At 54.5% G+C, this 15,965-nt stretch carries 16 protein-coding genes; 11 read left to right on the top strand and 5 right to left on the bottom strand.

Annotated features, from left to right (window positions below):
* The first annotated feature begins 15 nt into the window (after positions 1–15).
* The 7 genes from ABWV33_RS17500 to ABWV33_RS17470 are packed head-to-tail and all read left to right on the top strand — an operon-like array spanning position 16 to position 7,054.
* The gene (locus tag ABWV33_RS17500) at positions 16–786 is read left to right on the top strand and encodes an amino acid ABC transporter ATP-binding protein (protein WP_353332572.1); all 771 of its coding nucleotides are present in this window, start codon (positions 16–18) and stop codon (positions 784–786) included.
* Positions 783–2,135: an aminotransferase family protein gene (locus ABWV33_RS17495; protein ID WP_353332570.1), complete on the top strand. Its 1,353-nt coding sequence runs from the start codon at positions 783–785 to the stop codon at positions 2,133–2,135. The genes ABWV33_RS17500 and ABWV33_RS17495 overlap by 4 nt, the downstream gene beginning before the upstream one ends.
* Complete coding sequence (locus tag ABWV33_RS17490) at positions 2,132–2,824, top strand: CoA transferase subunit A (RefSeq protein WP_121998958.1); 693 nt, start codon at positions 2,132–2,134, stop codon at positions 2,822–2,824. The genes ABWV33_RS17495 and ABWV33_RS17490 overlap by 4 nt, the downstream gene beginning before the upstream one ends.
* Positions 2,811–3,464, top strand: a complete 654-nt coding sequence (locus tag ABWV33_RS17485; RefSeq protein WP_353332568.1) for a 3-oxoacid CoA-transferase subunit B — start codon at positions 2,811–2,813, stop codon at positions 3,462–3,464. Before ABWV33_RS17490 ends, ABWV33_RS17485 begins: the two co-directional genes overlap by 14 nt.
* A 10-nt stretch (positions 3,465–3,474) precedes the next feature.
* Entirely contained in the window at positions 3,475–4,767 is a 1,293-nt protein-coding gene (locus ABWV33_RS17480) for an ArgE/DapE family deacylase (protein ID WP_353332566.1), read from the top strand.
* Positions 4,768–4,778: 11 nt separating this feature from the next.
* Positions 4,779–5,930: an amidohydrolase gene (locus tag ABWV33_RS17475; RefSeq protein WP_353332564.1), complete on the top strand. Its 1,152-nt coding sequence runs from the start codon at positions 4,779–4,781 to the stop codon at positions 5,928–5,930.
* A 2-nt stretch (positions 5,931–5,932) separates the two neighbouring features.
* On the top strand, positions 5,933–7,054 hold the full coding sequence (locus ABWV33_RS17470; protein ID WP_353332562.1) for an alanine racemase: 1,122 nt from the start codon (positions 5,933–5,935) through the stop codon (positions 7,052–7,054).
* A 21-nt stretch (positions 7,055–7,075) separates the two neighbouring features.
* On the opposite strand, the gene ABWV33_RS17465 is transcribed toward ABWV33_RS17470, so the two are convergent.
* The 3 genes from ABWV33_RS17465 to ABWV33_RS17455 form a co-directional block, all read right to left on the bottom strand.
* A complete protein-coding gene (locus ABWV33_RS17465; RefSeq protein WP_353332560.1) occupies positions 7,076–8,062 on the bottom strand; it encodes a GlxA family transcriptional regulator in 987 nt (328 codons plus the stop codon).
* A gap of 127 nt (positions 8,063–8,189) precedes the next feature.
* On the bottom strand, positions 8,190–8,771 hold the full coding sequence (locus ABWV33_RS17460; RefSeq protein ID WP_353332558.1) for a DUF1190 domain-containing protein: 582 nt from the start codon (positions 8,769–8,771) through the stop codon (positions 8,190–8,192).
* Between the two features lie 44 nt (positions 8,772–8,815).
* The gene (locus ABWV33_RS17455) at positions 8,816–10,042 is read right to left on the bottom strand and encodes a glutathionylspermidine synthase family protein (RefSeq protein WP_353332556.1); all 1,227 of its coding nucleotides are present in this window, start codon (positions 10,040–10,042) and stop codon (positions 8,816–8,818) included.
* 115 nt (positions 10,043–10,157) lie between these two features.
* On the opposite strand from ABWV33_RS17455, the gene ABWV33_RS17450 reads away from it, so the two are divergent.
* The 4 genes from ABWV33_RS17450 to ABWV33_RS17435 all read left to right on the top strand — a co-directional run bounded on the left by ABWV33_RS17450 (position 10,158) and on the right by ABWV33_RS17435 (position 13,978).
* Positions 10,158–10,994 (top strand): arsenate reductase/protein-tyrosine-phosphatase family protein, encoded by an 837-nt coding sequence (locus ABWV33_RS17450; protein ID WP_113822109.1) that lies wholly within the window; start codon positions 10,158–10,160, stop codon positions 10,992–10,994.
* 1 nt (position 10,995) lies between these two features.
* Positions 10,996–11,994, top strand: coding sequence for an ArsJ-associated glyceraldehyde-3-phosphate dehydrogenase (locus ABWV33_RS17445; RefSeq protein WP_353332554.1), 999 nt, complete (start codon positions 10,996–10,998; stop codon positions 11,992–11,994).
* 17 nt (positions 11,995–12,011) lie between these two features.
* Complete coding sequence (gene arsJ / locus ABWV33_RS17440; protein WP_353332735.1) at positions 12,012–13,265, top strand: organoarsenical effux MFS transporter ArsJ; 1,254 nt, start codon at positions 12,012–12,014, stop codon at positions 13,263–13,265.
* 128 nt (positions 13,266–13,393) lie between these two features.
* Entirely contained in the window at positions 13,394–13,978 is a 585-nt protein-coding gene (locus tag ABWV33_RS17435; protein WP_353332552.1) for a 3'-5' exonuclease, read from the top strand.
* A gap of 43 nt (positions 13,979–14,021) precedes the next feature.
* Here ABWV33_RS17435 and ABWV33_RS17430 read toward each other — a convergent pair whose 3' ends face one another.
* Both ABWV33_RS17430 and ABWV33_RS17425 read right to left on the bottom strand, forming a co-directional pair.
* A complete protein-coding gene (locus tag ABWV33_RS17430; RefSeq protein WP_353332550.1) occupies positions 14,022–14,999 on the bottom strand; it encodes an NADPH:quinone reductase in 978 nt (325 codons plus the stop codon).
* A 113-nt stretch (positions 15,000–15,112) separates the two neighbouring features.
* Entirely contained in the window at positions 15,113–15,898 is a 786-nt protein-coding gene (locus ABWV33_RS17425) for a helix-turn-helix transcriptional regulator (protein ID WP_353332548.1), read from the bottom strand.
* Positions 15,899–15,965: the final 67 nt, after the last annotated feature.

The raw sequence follows: 15,965 nt of genomic DNA, 5'->3' as shown, positions 1-15,965 counted from the left end.
TTTACGAGGCCCTTCATGACCGAAACAACAAACTTTGTCGAAATCCGGCACGCCCAAAAATCCTTTGGCACGCTGGAGGTTCTCAAAGACATCAGCCTGACGGTTGAGCGTGGGCAGATTGTTGGCATCATCGGCTCGTCTGGCTCGGGCAAGTCGACCTTGTTGCGCGCTATCAATGATTTGGATCCGCTGACAGGTGGTGAAATCTGGTTGGATGGGGTGCAAGTGAACAAACAACTGCCGCATCGGCAGTATGAAAAGCACATCAACGAGATGCGCCAACATGTTGGGATGGTATTTCAGCACTTTAATCTGTTCCCGCATATGACTGCGCGCGAAAATGTCACTATGGCGCCGATGTTGTTGAAAAAGATCTCTAAGGAAGAGGCGAACAAGCTGGCAGAAGAACAGCTTGATAACGTCGGCATGTTAGAGCGGATTGATTATTACCCATCGCAACTGTCCGGCGGGCAAAAGCAGAGGGTTGCGATTGCGCGGGCACTGGCAATGAAACCCAAACTGATGCTGTTTGACGAGGCCACTTCGGCGCTGGATCCGGAATTGGTGGAAGAGGTGAATCAGGTCATGAAAAACCTCGCCGAACAGCACATGACCATGATCATTGTGACCCACGAAATGGATTTTGCGGCCTCGGTCTGTGACCGTGTGCTGTTCATGGACAAAGGCGTTGTTGTCGAAGAAGGCCCGCCCGAAGTCATTTTCAAGACCCCGACCAAAGACCGTACCCGCGAATTTCTCCGTAAGCATATCGAAGGTGCCAAGTGAGCGACGATTCCTCATATCTGTTCTATCAATCGCGCAACCCGCGTCCGTTTCTGGATTACGGCGAGGGGATCTATCTCTTTGATGAGGCGGGCAAACGCTATATCGATGGATCGTCTGGCGCGATGGTGTCAAACATCGGTCATTCCAACCCACGTGTGCTGGCCAAGATCAAGGCGCAGATGGACAAGGCGACCTTTGGCTATCGGTTGCATTTTCGCACCCATCCGTCCGAGGATCTGGCAGCGAAAACAGTTGCCATGACCCCCGATGGGTTGGACCGCGTGTTCTTTGTTTCGGGTGGATCAGAGGCAGTTGAGAGTGCTGTGAAACTGGCCCGTCAATTTGCGCTGACACAGGGGCAAAACGCACGCCACAAGGTGATATCGCGGTTTCCGTCGTACCATGGCTGCACCTTTGGTGCGTTGGATTTGACCGGTTATGATCCACTGCGCGAACCCTTTGCACCTATGATGGAGGGGATGCCCAAAGTGGCAGCGCCTGCGACCTATCTGGATCGCGACAATCTGAGTGAAGAGGCGCGTGGGATAAAATACGCCGACCTTTTGCGGGACAAAATTCTTGCCGAAGGGCCGGAAACTGTTCTGGCGTTTATCATGGAACCCGTTGGTGGGGCGTCTACCGGTGCCTTGGTTGCGCCCGATAGTTATTATGGCCGCATTCGCGACATCTGCGACGAATTTGGTGTGTTGCTGATCTATGATGAGGTCATGACAGGGGCAGGGCGCACCGGAAAATTCTTGGCGGCTGAACACTGGGGCATCACACCGGATATCGTTGCGATGTCCAAGGGGTTTGGCGCTGGATATGCGCCGCTTGGGGCAATTGTTGCTGGGGCGCGGTTGGTCGAACCTGTTCTGGATGCTGGTGGTTTTCTGCATGGGTTTACCTATGCCGGAAACCCTTTGGCGTGTTCGGCAGGATTGGCTGTTCTGGAAGAGATGGAAGATCAGGGATTGATCGAGAACGCCGCCAGAATGGGTGAGGTTTTGATGGTGCAGCTGCGTGCGCTGATGGATCGTTACCCCTTTATTGGTGATGTGCGCGGCAAGGGTTTGTTGACCGCATTTGAGTTTGTCTCTGACCGAGAGACGATGGAGCCGCTGCCACCCGAACTTGATGCTCATGCACGGCTTGTCGAACTTGCTTATGAACGTGGTCTGATCATCTACTCGCGCCGGACGCGCGGCGGCATGACTGGTGATCACTTTCTGATCGCGCCCCCATTGATCATCACCGAACAGCAGATCGACGAGTTGATGGTCATTCTGCGGGATGCGCTGGATGCCTTTGCTCAAGACGCCGGTCTGCCAGTGGAGGCGGCTAAATGAAGCTTCCAAACAAACAATGTGAGATAGAGGCGGCAATCGCGATTATCAAAGATGGGGATACGGTTATGATCGGGGGATTTGGTGTGCCGGGGACACCGATGACACTGATCCACGCCCTTGTGGCGCATGGCGCCCGTGATCTGACCTTGGTTAAGAATGATGCGAATGAGCCCGGCATGGGACTGGACCATCTGTTGAAGAGTGGTCAGGTTTCACGTCTCGTGACAACCCATCTGGGTTTGAACAGCTATGCGATCGGCTTGATGAACGAGGGGAAGATCAGCGTTGAATTCAACGCTCAGGGCATTCTTGCGGAACGCATTCGGGCTGGTGGTTCTGGGATAGGCGCGGTTCTCAGCGATATTGGAATCGGGACCGAATTGGCCGCGGGCAAACAAGTGGTTGAGATCGCAGGAAAACCTCATCTGGTTGAAGCGGCCCTGCGTGCTGATGTAGCGCTGATCCACGCTGCGTGTGGGGACACGTTCGGCAATCTTGCTTATGCGGCAACTGCGCAAAATTTTAACCCGCTGATGGCGATGGCTGCTGATTGTGTCATTGCCGAGGTCGAAACAGTTTTGCCATTGGGAGGGTTGTCGGCGAACGCGATACACACCAGCGGCGTTTTTATCGATCACGTTACCGAATTGGGTGATTTGTCCAAGGAATATGCTGTTGTCCAACGCTAGAGAACGCATGGTTGCCCGCGCCGCGCGTGAAATTGCGCCGGGCATGGTTGTTAATCTGGGCATTGGGTTGCCGACCAAAGTGATCAATCATCTATCTGCTGATTTTCCCGTCTGTCTGCACACCGAGAACGGGTTGGCGGGCATCGGCCCAACGCTGCCGCCAGAGATGGCGGATCGAAATTTAATTGATGCGGGGGGCGCATATGTTTCAACCGTGCCGGGGTCGGCCTTTTTTGACAGTGCCACCAGTTTTGCAATGGTGCGTTCTGGGCGGCTGGACCTGACAATGCTTGGTGCGTTTGAAGTTGGGGCCAATGGCGATCTGGCCAATTGGAAGATCCCCGGCAAGTTTAGCCCCGGGGTGGGCGGCGGTATCGAACTTGCGCAGAAAGCGCGCCGCGTCGTTGTTCTGACGACGCATACGGACCGTGCGGGAAATCCAAAGCTAAAGGCGGCTTGTTCGCTTCCGTTGACGGCCCATCGCTGTGTGGCGCGTATTTTTACTGAAATGGCAGTTATTGATGTGGGGCCGCAGGGGTTTGTACTTGTAGAAATGGCGCAGGGGGTCAGCCTCCCAGAAGTGATAGAAGCGACGGGCGCCCCGCTTGTGACACCCCAAACCCCACCCGCGACATTCTGAAAGGTTCCAAATGCAAGACGATCTGAAAGCCCGCCTGTGTGACGCTGTTGATGCTGGGTTTGACCGCCAAATTGCGTTTTTGTCTGAACTCACCTCACATCCATCGACGCGCGGGAATGAGCAGTCGGCGCAAAACTTTATGGCAGATGAATTGTCAGTACGCGGATATGAAATTGATCGCTGGCAGATTGATGTTGCAGAGATTGAGAACCTACCGGGGTTTTCGCCTGTCATTGGCCCTTATGATGATGCGGTGAATGTCGTCGGGACACACAGGTCGAACACACAGAAAGGCCGGTCTTTGATTTTGAATGGGCACATTGACGTGGTCCCCGAAGGGCCGCTTGATATGTGGGACACCCCTCCGTTTGAACCGCGGGTCGAAGGCGGTTGGCTGTATGGGCGTGGTGGCGGTGACATGAAGGCGGGACTGGCCTCGAACCTATTTGCGCTAGATGCCTTGCGGGCGTGCGGGTTTGCCCCAGCAGGGGATGTCCATTTTCAATCGGTGGTCGAAGAAGAGTGCACCGGAAATGGGGCGCTGGCCTGTTTGGCGCGAGGGTACAAAGCTGACGCGGTTTTGATCCCTGAACCTTTTTCTGAGCATTTGGTGACGGCGCAATTGGGGGTGATCTGGTTTCAGGTTCATTTGAAGGGACGCCCCACCCACGTTGCCTATGCGGGCAGCGGTGCGAACGCGATCGAGGCGGCATTTCCTTTGATCAAGGCCCTGCACGATATGGAACATCGTTGGAATGCGGCTGAGAACCGGCCTGATGATTATGCCCATATGGACCACGCATTGAATCTGAATGTCGGAAAGATCGAGGGGGGCGACTGGACCAGTTCGGTTCCAGCATGGAGCGTCTTTGATGTGCGAATGGCGATTTTCCCGGGCCAATCGATTGAGGCCGCCAAAGCCGAAATCGAAGAGGTGATTTTGGACGCGGCACGCGACAATGATTTCCTGCGTAATTCCTTGCCTGAAATCGTCTACCACGGCTTCCATGCCGAGGGGTACGCTCTGTCACAAGACAGTTCTGAGCGGGCAATTTCTGCCATTGAGATGTTAGGCCGCGCACATCAAGCGGCGACGGGGCAGGAGTTGGTGCGCGAAGCGATCACCGCCACCACAGATGCACGGTTCTTTGGACTTTATGCCGATACGCCAGCGTTGGTTTATGGTCCCCGCGCCGAAGCCATTCATGGCTTTAACGAACGTGTCGAACTCGAAAGCATCCGCCGTATTACAAAAGCCACCGCCATGTTCATCGCCGATTGGTGCGATGTCGAAGAAATTTGAGGACTGGTCAAATGCATGCTCTTTCTTCTGAACAAGTCGCATACCTCATAGCACTGCGTCATGCCTTGCACCGTCGTCCTGAAATTTCAGGCGAAGAGCAAGAGACGGCCGCGTGTATCTCTGCGGAATTGACCAAGCTTGGCGCTGATCGTTTGTGGTTAAACCTTGGTGGTCATGGTGTTGCTGCAGAATTCAAGGGGGCCGCAGAGGGGCCTACCGTTTTGTTGCGGTGTGAATTGGACGGATTGCCGATCCGCGAAATTTCAGAGCTGTTGTATAAATCCGAAATCGAAGGCAAAGGGCATTTGTGTGGTCATGATGGCCACATGGTTTCCATGTTAGGTGTCGGGATGCGGCTTGCGACGCGCCCTGCTAAGGGGCGCGTTATCCTGCTGTTTCAACCCGCCGAAGAAACCGGGGCAGGGGCCAAGGCCGTGATCGAAGACCCGCGTTGGCCTGAGATACGTCCAGATTTCGCCTTTGCTTACCATAATGTTCCGGGGCGCCCCTTGGGGGAAATTGGTCTGCGCGCGGGGCCGGGAAACTGTGCATCGCGTGGCATGCAGATCTTGCTCGAAGGGAAAAGTTCGCACGCTGCCGCGCCCGAAGACGGATTTTCACCAGCCAACGCCATGGCCAACCTGATGACCGCCTTACCTGCGCTTGGCGGTGGCGCGCTTGGCGATGACGATTTTGCGCTGAGTACGCTGACGCATGCCGTGTTGGGGGAACCCACATTTGGGATCGCCCCAGCGGATGGCGAATTGCGCGTTACACTGCGATCGATGACCAACGAGCGTATGGAAACGCTGATGGCGGATGCGCAGCATCTGGTCGAACAAAGAACCGCGGGCCTTGCGGTTCAAATTCTCTGGCATGATGTGTTTCGGTCTGTGGTGAATGACCCAACCGCGACAGAGATTGCCCGTCAAAGCGCACAAAAGATGGCGCTTGCGGTTCACGATATGGACATCCCCATGCGGTGGTCCGAGGACTTTGGACGTATCGGCGATGATGGCGCCAAGGGGGCAATGATCTACATTGGGTCGGGCGAGGATCAGCCCCAACTACATAACCCGGATTATGATTTTCCAGACACTTTGGTGCCCATTGTGACCGCGCTGTTTTGCGACATTACTTACGGTTTGTTGGGGCACGCGTAACAGTGACAAACGCGGGTATCTGTCCGGCGTCTTGGTGTACAATCCACCGGGAACGCATCTCGAAAAACCTAGAGCTGGCCCTTGGGTTGGTCCCTGCGGGGCGACGGTTCTGCGCCGTGTTAAAGGCCGATGCTTATGGTCATGGTATTTCGCAGGTTGTTCCCTTGGTTCAAGAACAGGGCGTGACCTGCATCGGGATCACCTCGAATGCCGAAGCACGCGCTGTGCGGGATGCGAGGTTTGGCGGTACACTTATTCGCTTGCGCACAGCCACCCCCCAAGAGATTGACGGCGCGCTTGGCGATCGCGTGGAAGAGCAGGTCGCCTCGATTTCAACGGCCCGGCTGATCCGGGCTTATATGGACACAAATCGATATAGGGACCGCGTTCACCTTTCACTGAATGCATCGGGTATGTCGCGCGATGCGCTGGAGGTTTCGACAGGCCCGGGGCAAGATACATGCCGCCAGATCTTGGGTGTATTAGGCAAAAATATCGGCGGGATCTGCACGCATCTCCCATCTAACGAGCCACATGAGCTCACTCAAAGCTCTGAGCTGTTTCAGCAGCAGGTATCTTGGGTTCTTGAGAACAGCGATTTGAGCCGCAAAGATGTGCTTGTCCATGCGGGCAGTTCGCTGACGCTTGTCTCGGGCGTAGACGTTGACACGGATATGTATCGATGTGGCGCAATTCTGTACGGAATTTTGAAGCCTGAGCATGGGTTCCGCAGTACAATGGATCTGGGCGCTCGGGTGGTCAGCTTGCAAGAGTACCCAAAAGGGTCGAGCGTTGGGTATGACAGAGCAAGCCATCTTGATCAGGATCGTCGGCTCGCCTGTATTTCGATCGGCTATGAGAATGGGTTTAGAAGGATCGCCCATGGTAAATGTGCGGTTTCGATTGGAAACGCTTTGGCCCCGGTGGTGGGCAAGATCTCTATGAATGCGATTGTTGCGGATGTTACGAACATCGCAAGTGTTCAGGTGGGGGATAAGGTCAGCGTGTTTGGTGATGTTGATGGCGCGCGGATTTCACCCCAGATGGCAGAGGCGCAATTTCAGACTATTCTGGCTGATCTTTTTACGGATTGGGGATTACGTAACCATCGTGTTTATCGATAGCAACACGAGCACCCGCGTGCCTTAATTCTTGCGGTTTCTTGCTTTGTTAGGGGTGGTCCCGAATTCCTGCCGATACGAATTTGCCAGCGATGAGGACGTCGAAAACCCGCTTGCCAGAGCCACATCAATCAACGGCATTTGGGTGTCGACGATCAGGGCCTGCGCATGTTTCAGGCGAATGTGTTTGTAGAATTTCGCCGGGGATTTCCCCAGATAGAACATGAACAATCGCTCCAGTTGGCGGGTGGACACACCAATTTCCCCGGCTAAAAACGCGATCCGAAGTGGTGTTTCAACATTGCCTTCCATCAAGGCGATTGCATTTTGCAGGCGCTTTTCAAAGAAATTGGGGCTCTTGCTTAGACCAGCGGGCTGATCGCGTTGAAATCCCCGAACATTTTCTAAAATCAGAGTGTTACTCAATTCAGCGCAGTCTTGTGGATTAAGGATTGCAGACAGAAGGCCAATGACGGTTTCTTGTGTGTGGCTTTGGCCTGCACAGGTGAGAATGCCATTGTTGTTTTCGACCAGATGATTTGTAAGCGTTGGGTAATCACCGGTTTCGTGCAGAATTCCGATGTCGCGCCAATGTGTGGTGACTGGTCCTGACAACGTGGCCGAGGTTTTGATGTATTTCGTTGCGGCGTCCGACAGTAGGATCGCCGGGCGTTTCAGCCGTTGCATCGCGCGAACGCGATTGATCCAGCCAGAGGCAGAGACACCTTGCCCCCCGACGACGATCAAACAATCTTTGAGGTATTCATCGCCAATTGTGGGTTCTGCGCGAACCAAAAGTTCTGAGCTGCTGGTGATCAGGCCGGGTTGATCGGAGGTGACATGCCAGGAAAACCGATCCACGTTGCAAACATCATTGGCCGTTTGAAGGACTTGGATGATCGCAGACAATTCAAAATCAGAAAAACCCGGTTGGACGAAGATCTCAACAGCAGCGGGATCACCAGTCGCAATCCGTTCAAGAAATCCCGTATTCCAGATCGCATTCTGCACGTCTGTCTCCAATTGGTTGGACGGCTTGGCCCGAGGTTAGGTATTGAGCATGGTTTGGCGGCGGCTGTCTAGCGTGACAAAGCGCCGAGGCTATGGACGGCCAAGAGATCCGACCCGTCCAGAATGCTTATCCTCCAAAACTTCCTCTGCCAGCACTTTTCCCGAAACCGCCCCGAGAACTGGCCGTGGCGCGGGACATGGGCGTCTTGCCCACGGTTGTGGCCGGGCGTGTGAACTGCGAAGTGGACATCTTGGTTGCGCCGCGGTTGCCAGAAAAGGTGCTGGAGCGGGCTGCGTTGGTGAATTTCCCATCCGCCGTTTTATAGAGCGGTTGGCTGGCAGACATGCCCTGCCGTCCACCGCCCAGCATATTGCCAATAAGGTATCCGGCCATGAGGGGCATGAAAATGCTACCAGACCCACCTTGGCTGGCTTCGGCTTCTGATCCACACGCGCCAACGCCATGCTGCTCTTCGCACACGGCCTGGCTGTCGTACCTCGGCGCGGCTTCGACATGCAAAGCGTTGGCGTCGGATATCGCGGTTTCACAATCTTGGGCCGTGAACATCCCGCCTTGTGTTGCCTGATTGGTGCAGGATGCTAAATCCGGAAAAGCTTGGGCATCTACCTGTTCGTCGCGACACCCTGCGAGCGTAAAGGCAGTGGCGCCAATAATGGCGATGGCGACACGGTTGGAACGTTTGGTCATGACAATCCTGTCTCTTGGTCGGGCGCGTGTACGGTGGCGTTCAGTTAAGCGGTAATATAGTGCGGTTTAAAGCGGGATAAATCCTGCGTGATGCGCGATGTGTCTTCGCGAATACCAATACCGACACAATCCTTGCCCACGACCCAGGCCCCGATAATTGGGCGAAATCCGTCAAAGCGGGGTAAGGGATGATAGGCCTGAATGATGCGTGGATGTTGTGCGTATTCGGTATTCTTCGCCTGTTCGATAATCTCATTGTTTTTGAAGATCGAAACCGAGGCCCCTTCGCGTGACAGGATCGGTTTGCTGACATGGCCCAATATCAGATCTGATTCAGCGCGTTCAAATGCCTTGGCAACATGAGGGGCTGCGGCGGATTGGGCTGTGAGAGCATCGACAATGTCTTGTTCAAAGAAGGCGGGCAAAAGGTTTGGGTGCCCTTCGAACATGTCCCATAGAACGGGCAGGATCGCCTTGTTCGACAACAGCGATTTCCACGCCGGTTCCAAAAACAAGCACCCGGATTTGGCTATGTGATCGGCATAGTCGTCCTGAAACAGATCTTCCCATGGATAGAGCTTGAACAGCACCCCCATGACGCGATCCTGATCATCCAGAAATTGCCCTTCGTCGCTGATCGCGATTTTGTCGATGTCGCAATAATGCGCCCCCAGACCGGCTTCGCGTGCGGCCCAGCCCATGGCTTCGACGGTGCCGTAGTCTTCGGGAGAGCCGCTGACGGCGGTGAAATGCAGATCGCTGTCCGGTTCGAATGTTTCGCGAAACCGAGCAACTAGGGCCTCGTGGATTCCGTTGAACTGATCACTGCCTTGGGGCAGGACGCCAGCCGCCAGCTGATCTTCGAGCCATTGCCATTGGAACGCGGCACTTTCATAGAGCGAGGTTGGCGTGTCGGCATTGTATTCCAACAGCTTTGCAGGTCCTTTGCCATCATAGGCGAAGTCAAATCGCCCATAGATTTCAGGGTCTCCACGACGCCAGCTTTCGGCCACCAGATCACGATGCGCTTGCGGGATTGCGAAGCGGTCCAACAGTTCTTCGCTTTGTAGGATATTGGCCACCGCCTCGCGGCACATTGCGTGGAGTTCGGTTGCTGGATCTTCGAGATCGTTTTCAATCTGCTCTAGCGAAAAGGCATAGGCCGATGTTTCATCCCAATAGGGCGCACCATGCATATCGGCGAAGGTAAACCCAACCTCTTGGGCGTGTGTACGCCAATCTGGTCGTTCGGGCAGGGCGATTTTTTGCATGTGACCTCTCCGGATATCTTGGACATCGTTTAGAGTGTTAGACCCCAAGTGGCCAGACTGGTTCGCTGCTACAAATGGATTGACTGATTGATAGTATTTCCATAATTCATGAAATATGGAAAATATGATTCTTGATCGCCTCACAACTCTTGGCCACCCACAGCGGATTGCTGTGTTTCGTTTGCTGGTGCGCCGGTATCCTGATGCGGTGCCCGCCGGGGAAATCGCTGCGGCGTTGGGGATCAAATCCAGCACGCTGTCGGTGTACCTTGCGGCACTGAAAAAGGTTGAGCTGGTTGTGCAATCCCGGCAGGGGACATCGGTTCGATATCAGGCCGCTGTCGATGCGGTCGCAGAAGTGACAGACTATTTGATGCGCGATTGTTGCAAAGGGCGCCCGGAATTGTGCCCGCCATCATCAATACCATCGCAAGCGGATGGCGCGCAGGTAGACACACCAAAACGCAATGTGCTGTTTCTGTGTAGCGGAAATTCCGCCCGGTCGATTTTCGCCGAGGCCATTTTGCGCACCGAAGCAGGTGATCGGTTCAATGTGTATTCGGCTGGGATGCAGCCAAAGTCCGAAATGAACCCCTATGCCGTCGAAATGCTGTCGACCAAAGGACATGATACTTCAGGGATGCGCTCCAAGAATACGGCGGAATTTCAAACACCAGACGCGCCGGTCATGGACTTTGTATTCACGGTTTGTGATCAGGCCGCAAACGAAGAATGTGCGGCGTGGTATGGTCAGCCGATCAGTGCGCATTGGGGTGTGGCAGACCCGGTTTCCGCAACAGGAACCGACGCCGAAAAACGGCTGGCGTTCCAGCAGGCGTACGGGCAATTGCGCAACCGTATCCTGGCTTTTGTTGCCCTTCCTTTCACAACTTTGGACCGCGCAGCGTTGCAGGCCAATGTCGATAACATCAGCACGATCAAGGATATTTAAGATGACAACTTATGCGATCAATGGATTAGGCCGTATGGGCAAATTGGCCCTGCGCCCGCTTTTGGAACGTGGTGCAAAGATCGCGTTCATTAATGATGCGGTTGGAGATCCTGAAATGCATGCGCATCTTCTGGAATTTGACACGGTTCACGGGCGTTGGCCTGCTGCGTTTTCGCATACTGCCGATAGCATAACGATTGATGACGTCCGTATCCCTGTGACCAAAACATCAATCTTGTCAGAGCTGCCTTTGGATGGTGTGGATGTGGTCATTGATTGCACCGGCGTGTTCAAAACCGAAGCCAAGCTGGCCCCCTATTTTGCGGCGGGTGTGAAGAAAGTTGTGGTCTCGGCTCCGGTCAAAGATGGAGACACCGCAAACATCGTTGTTGGTGTGAATGATGAAATCTATGATCCAGCCCAGCACCAGATTGTGACAGCGGCAAGCTGTACAACAAACTGTCTGGCCCCGGTGGTGAAAGTCATTCACGAGGGGCTAGGCATCAAGCACGGGTCGATGACCACCATTCACGATGTAACCAACACGCAAACCATCGTGGATCGCCCGGCCAAGGATCTGCGGCGTGCTCGTTCGGCGTTGAACTCACTTATCCCAACAACAACGGGCAGTGCTACCGCAATTACGTTGATCTATCCAGAGTTGACCGGCAAACTGAATGGCCATGCGGTGCGCGTGCCCCTGTTGAATGCATCACTAACAGATTGTGTATTCGAAGTTGAACGTGAGACCACAGTTGAAGAGGTCAACGCCCTGTTCAAGACCGCCTCTGAAGGGGCGCTGGCGGGCATTTTGGGATATGAAACGCGCCCCTTGGTTTCTACCGATTACACAAACGATCCGCGCAGTTCGATCATTGATGCCCCATCCACGATGGTGGTGAATGGTACGCAGGTCAAAATCTTTGCGTGGTATGACAACGAGTGGGGATATGCGCATCGTCTTGTTGACGTAGCCCTGATGGTAGGCGCCTCCCTGTGACACGCGACGGTTCGGGAATGGCAGCTTATGGCGCAGTCACAGCTGCGTATTGGGCCTTTATGCTGACTGACGGGGCCTTGCGGATGTTGGTGCTGTTGCACTTTCACACGCTTGGGTTTTCGCCGGTTCAGCTGGCCTATCTGTTTGTATTCTACGAGATTGCAGGCATCGTCACCAACCTGTCCGCTGGGTGGGTCGCCGCGCGGTTTGGTCTGACCCGAACACTTTATGCCGGTTTAACCTTGCAAGTGCTAGCGCTGGTTGCGTTGGCAGGGCTTGACCCAGCTTGGTCGATCACTGTGTCCGTGGTCTATGTCATGTTGGTTCAAGGCGTGTCCGGGGTAGCAAAAGATCTTGCCAAGATGAGTTCTAAATCCGCGGTGAAGCTGTTAGCCCCGACCGAAGGTGACGGGCTGTTCCGCTGGGTGGCCCTGCTTACCGGGTCCAAGAATGCAGTAAAGGGCCTTGGCTTTCTGTTAGGGGCGGCTTTGCTGGGGACATTTGGATTTGTGCCGTCGGTTCTAGTTATGGCAGCGGTTCTTGCTGTTATCTTGGTGGCGGTTCTGTTGCGTATGCCTGATGGCTTGCCCAAGGGGCGTAAGGACGCAAAATTCACCGATGTCTGGTCCAAGAACCGCAATATCAACTGGCTGAGCTTTGCGCGTGTCTTTCTGTTTGGCGCGCGGGATGTTTGGTTTGTGGTTGGCATCCCGGTTTATTTCTACGCGGTGCTTTCGGACGGGACCGAAGCGGGTAATCGCCAAACCTTCTTTTTGATCGGCAGCTTCATGGCGCTTTGGATCATCCTGTACGGTGCTGTCCAAGCCTTTGCACCGCGCGTGTTGCGTGCCGCGCATCGGTCCGAAGCGGATCTGGTGAAGGACGCGCGCACGTGGGTGGCTGCTCTGTGTGTCATTCCCGGTGGTCTTGCGGCGCTTGTGTGGCTTGCTGGTACGCCTGTTGCCTGGCTGACGTGGACGCTGGTCATTGGATTGTTGGTTTTCGGGGCGGTTTTTGCGGTCAATTCGGCCCTTCATTCCTATTTGATCCTTGCGTTTACCCAAGATGACCGTGTGACGATGGACGTGGGTTTTTACTATATGGCCAATGCTGCAGGGCGCTTGTTGGGGACGGTTCTCTCCGGGTTGAGTTATCAGATTGGGGGTCTGTCGCTGTGTCTTGCCACTGCGGCTGTGATGCTGGCGTTGAGCGCGTTTGGGGCGGGGCAGCTTCGTGCTCAACCGAAACCGTTTCCCTTTGTAGGTTTGTGAAGGGGGGTATATCCTCATCGCTGAAACGCGATGTCATAAGTCATTAACAGGAACCACAACGTGGGACGCACTACCCCAACTACTTTCTCAACCGGTCTGTCCCAAGTGGCCCACCTTCGAGTTCAGTTTTGTTAACTTCGCTACCCAGGGATGATTTTCGCTTTATTGCGCTGGATGTTGAAACATCGTGTGGGGACAGCGCAAGCATCTGCCAAATTGGTATCGCTTGCGTCGGATCCGATGGGGACATTCAAACATGGGCGACTTATGTGAACCCCTTGATGTCGTTTGCCCCATTCAATATCCAACTACACGGAATTGGGCCAGATACCGTCAAAAACGCGCCGACCTTTGCCGAAGTATGGGTCGATCTATTGCCGCTACTGTCGCGTCACCCCTTGGTGCAACACAGTCGGTTTGATGAAAAAGCAATTGATGCCGCATGCAAATCCCAGGGGATACCACGCCCCTCTCTGGTTTGGGCAAACAGCGTGACCATTGCCCGCGCAGCCTGGCCCGAATTGAAAGGCAATGGCGGTCATGGGCTAGGCAACCTGAAACAGGTGCTGGGTTTGGAGTTTAAGCACCATGATGCAGGCGAAGATGCGCGCGCAGCTGCACAGGTGGTGCTGAAAGCAGAGGCCGAGACCAACACCGCGTTTCACCACCTTGCGGGGCAAAAATCTGCATTTCAGATGGCGTTTCAGTTTTAATTCCGGGGGCACGGAACCCGCGCCCCGCGCCGGAAAAGAAACGTTAGGCGATGTCGAGCAGCACGTTGCCAATCGCTGTTCCGGTTTCCACCTTTTCATGGGCGGTCGCGATTTGGGCGAGCGTAAAGTGGCTGTCGATTTTGGTTTGCAACGTCCCCGATGCCAGAACTTCAGTTGCGATGGCGAGCGCCGCTGCTCGTTGCGCCGGGGTCAGCTCATACACGAGGAAAAAGTTCATCTTCAGTGACATATACAACAATTCACGAAACGGGGCCGCGATATCGTTCATATCGTTTGAACCGTAGCAAATCAGTGTTCCGTGCGGGGCAAGGACACCGGCGCGCAACAGGCTGACTGAGGACGAAAAATCCATGTCGATGATCGCATCGACACCTTTGCCGTTATTGGCGGCAAGGATGGTGTCCGTGAACCCGTCGGCGCGGTAATCAACAACGGTTGCGGCACCGGCCTCTCGCACCAGATCCGCGCGGCGTGGCGAAGCCGTTCCGATAACGGTCATACCATTGCGTACGGCCAGTTGGGTCGCATAATGGCCAACCGCATTCCCGGCACCGGTCACGAGGATTGTTTTGGCATCGCAGGCCTTGGCAAATTCGACGGCCTGAATCGCTGTGAGCAAAGGAATGCCAGCACAGGCCCCTTCGTCAAAGCTGGCGTTTTCAGGCAATTCGACTGCCTGCTCTGAGGGCAGCGCGATATATTCGGCCGCTGTTCCATCCGCCCGTTGCCATTGTCCGTTCCACAGCCAGACCCTTAGACCAACGCGTTCGTCTGATACGCCGGCCCCAACCGCAGCGATGACCCCGGCGCCGTCACTCTGAGGGATGACATACTCACCAGCCAAAGGCCGCGCGGCGCGTGTTTTGACGTCAGAGGGGTTAACGCCAGAGCGATGTACCTGAACCAGCACTTCACCCGCCGCAGGTTCGGGGCGCGCTCGGTCTCCGACAATCAGGACATCTGCGGCTGGACCGTTCTTTTCATAGTATGCAGATTTCATGGGCGAGGTGCTCCAGTTCAATTTCGGACGTTCCTAAAACGGATAGATCAATCTCACGATCCTGTCCTGTCGAAAAGGAATTGCCCTCACGTCTTATGATAGATTGTTTTCGATCAATTGGTTGATCCCAAGAGAGGCAAGAACAGTGAAAACAATTCGACCTGAGAAGAGATTTCACACTTCTTATAGAGCTGTTTTCGAAACACTTTGACGGTTTGTGCGCTGACCTCTAATCGCAGTCCAATCGACACCGAAGAATGACCCCGCAGGATCAATATCGCAACTTGGGCCTGACGAGGGCTCAGTTTGATGTTGTACATCTGTTGCGCGGATTGGATGAGTTTCGTGATCAGATCCTGTTCATTATATTGCCCGGTGGTGTTCAGGTCGGTCCAGTGCGATTCCGCAAGTGCAGTGACGACGGGTGCGATTCTTGCCGCATTGCGAGTAGCGCGTTGGGCAAATCTGTTGCCTGATTTTTGGTCGCGCCCCAAACAGACATGCACCGACACTCCTTTGGCCGGGTAAGCGGTAAACACCAGTTCATCAATCATGCCGGTGTTCTGATAATAATCCCGGAAATAGCGGTTTCTCATGAAATGGTCCGGTGCGATATCTTTGAGCTGATAGAGCCCAGCGGGCGCTTTTCGGGTATGTAGATCATGGAACGGATCCAACAGATACGCCCCTGTTAAATAGGTCTTTTCAAGGCTCATCTGCGCAATGGGTGAAAACGCATCATACATCAACGCGATGGGCGGGCGGTCCTGAAAATAGGCTAGCGTGGCGATGTTGTCGAAATCGATGCACTTGCTTAGCCAAACCTTGAGAGCTTCGGAAAAGGTTTCTGTACCAAGGCTCTGGATTGCTTTGCCAAGGTAGATTTCTGAACCGTCCATGGTGTTGCCCCTTCATACCCCTTTGGGGGTATATACCCCTTCATCTGACAAAACTAGCATCAAGGGT

It is taken from the genome of Phaeobacter sp. NW0010-22 (genome assembly GCF_040365955.1).
Lineage (GTDB): Bacteria > Pseudomonadota > Alphaproteobacteria > Rhodobacterales > Rhodobacteraceae > OMPR01.
This window is presented reverse-complemented; position numbering and strand designations above follow the sequence as displayed.

What these genes read in the sequence shown, in the direction of transcription:
- ABWV33_RS17500 (WP_353332572.1), top strand. Translation starts at nt 16, where the DNA reads ATGACCGAAACAACAAACTTTGTCGAAATCCGGCACGCCCAAAAATCC.
- ABWV33_RS17490 (WP_121998958.1), top strand. Translation starts at nt 2,132, where the DNA reads ATGAAGCTTCCAAACAAACAATGTGAGATAGAGGCGGCAATCGCGATT.
- ABWV33_RS17480 (WP_353332566.1), top strand. Translation starts at nt 3,475, where the DNA reads ATGCAAGACGATCTGAAAGCCCGCCTGTGTGACGCTGTTGATGCTGGG.
- ABWV33_RS17475 (WP_353332564.1), top strand. Translation starts at nt 4,779, where the DNA reads ATGCATGCTCTTTCTTCTGAACAAGTCGCATACCTCATAGCACTGCGT.
- ABWV33_RS17460 (WP_353332558.1), bottom strand. Translation starts at nt 8,771, where the DNA reads ATGACCAAACGTTCCAACCGTGTCGCCATCGCCATTATTGGCGCCACT.
- ABWV33_RS17455 (WP_353332556.1), bottom strand. Translation starts at nt 10,042, where the DNA reads ATGCAAAAAATCGCCCTGCCCGAACGACCAGATTGGCGTACACACGCC.
- ABWV33_RS17450 (WP_113822109.1), top strand. Translation starts at nt 10,158, where the DNA reads ATGGAAAATATGATTCTTGATCGCCTCACAACTCTTGGCCACCCACAG.
- ABWV33_RS17445 (WP_353332554.1), top strand. Translation starts at nt 10,996, where the DNA reads ATGACAACTTATGCGATCAATGGATTAGGCCGTATGGGCAAATTGGCC.
- arsJ (WP_353332735.1), top strand. Translation starts at nt 12,012, where the DNA reads ATGGCAGCTTATGGCGCAGTCACAGCTGCGTATTGGGCCTTTATGCTG.
- ABWV33_RS17430 (WP_353332550.1), bottom strand. Translation starts at nt 14,999, where the DNA reads ATGAAATCTGCATACTATGAAAAGAACGGTCCAGCCGCAGATGTCCTG.
- ABWV33_RS17425 (WP_353332548.1), bottom strand. Translation starts at nt 15,898, where the DNA reads ATGGACGGTTCAGAAATCTACCTTGGCAAAGCAATCCAGAGCCTTGGT.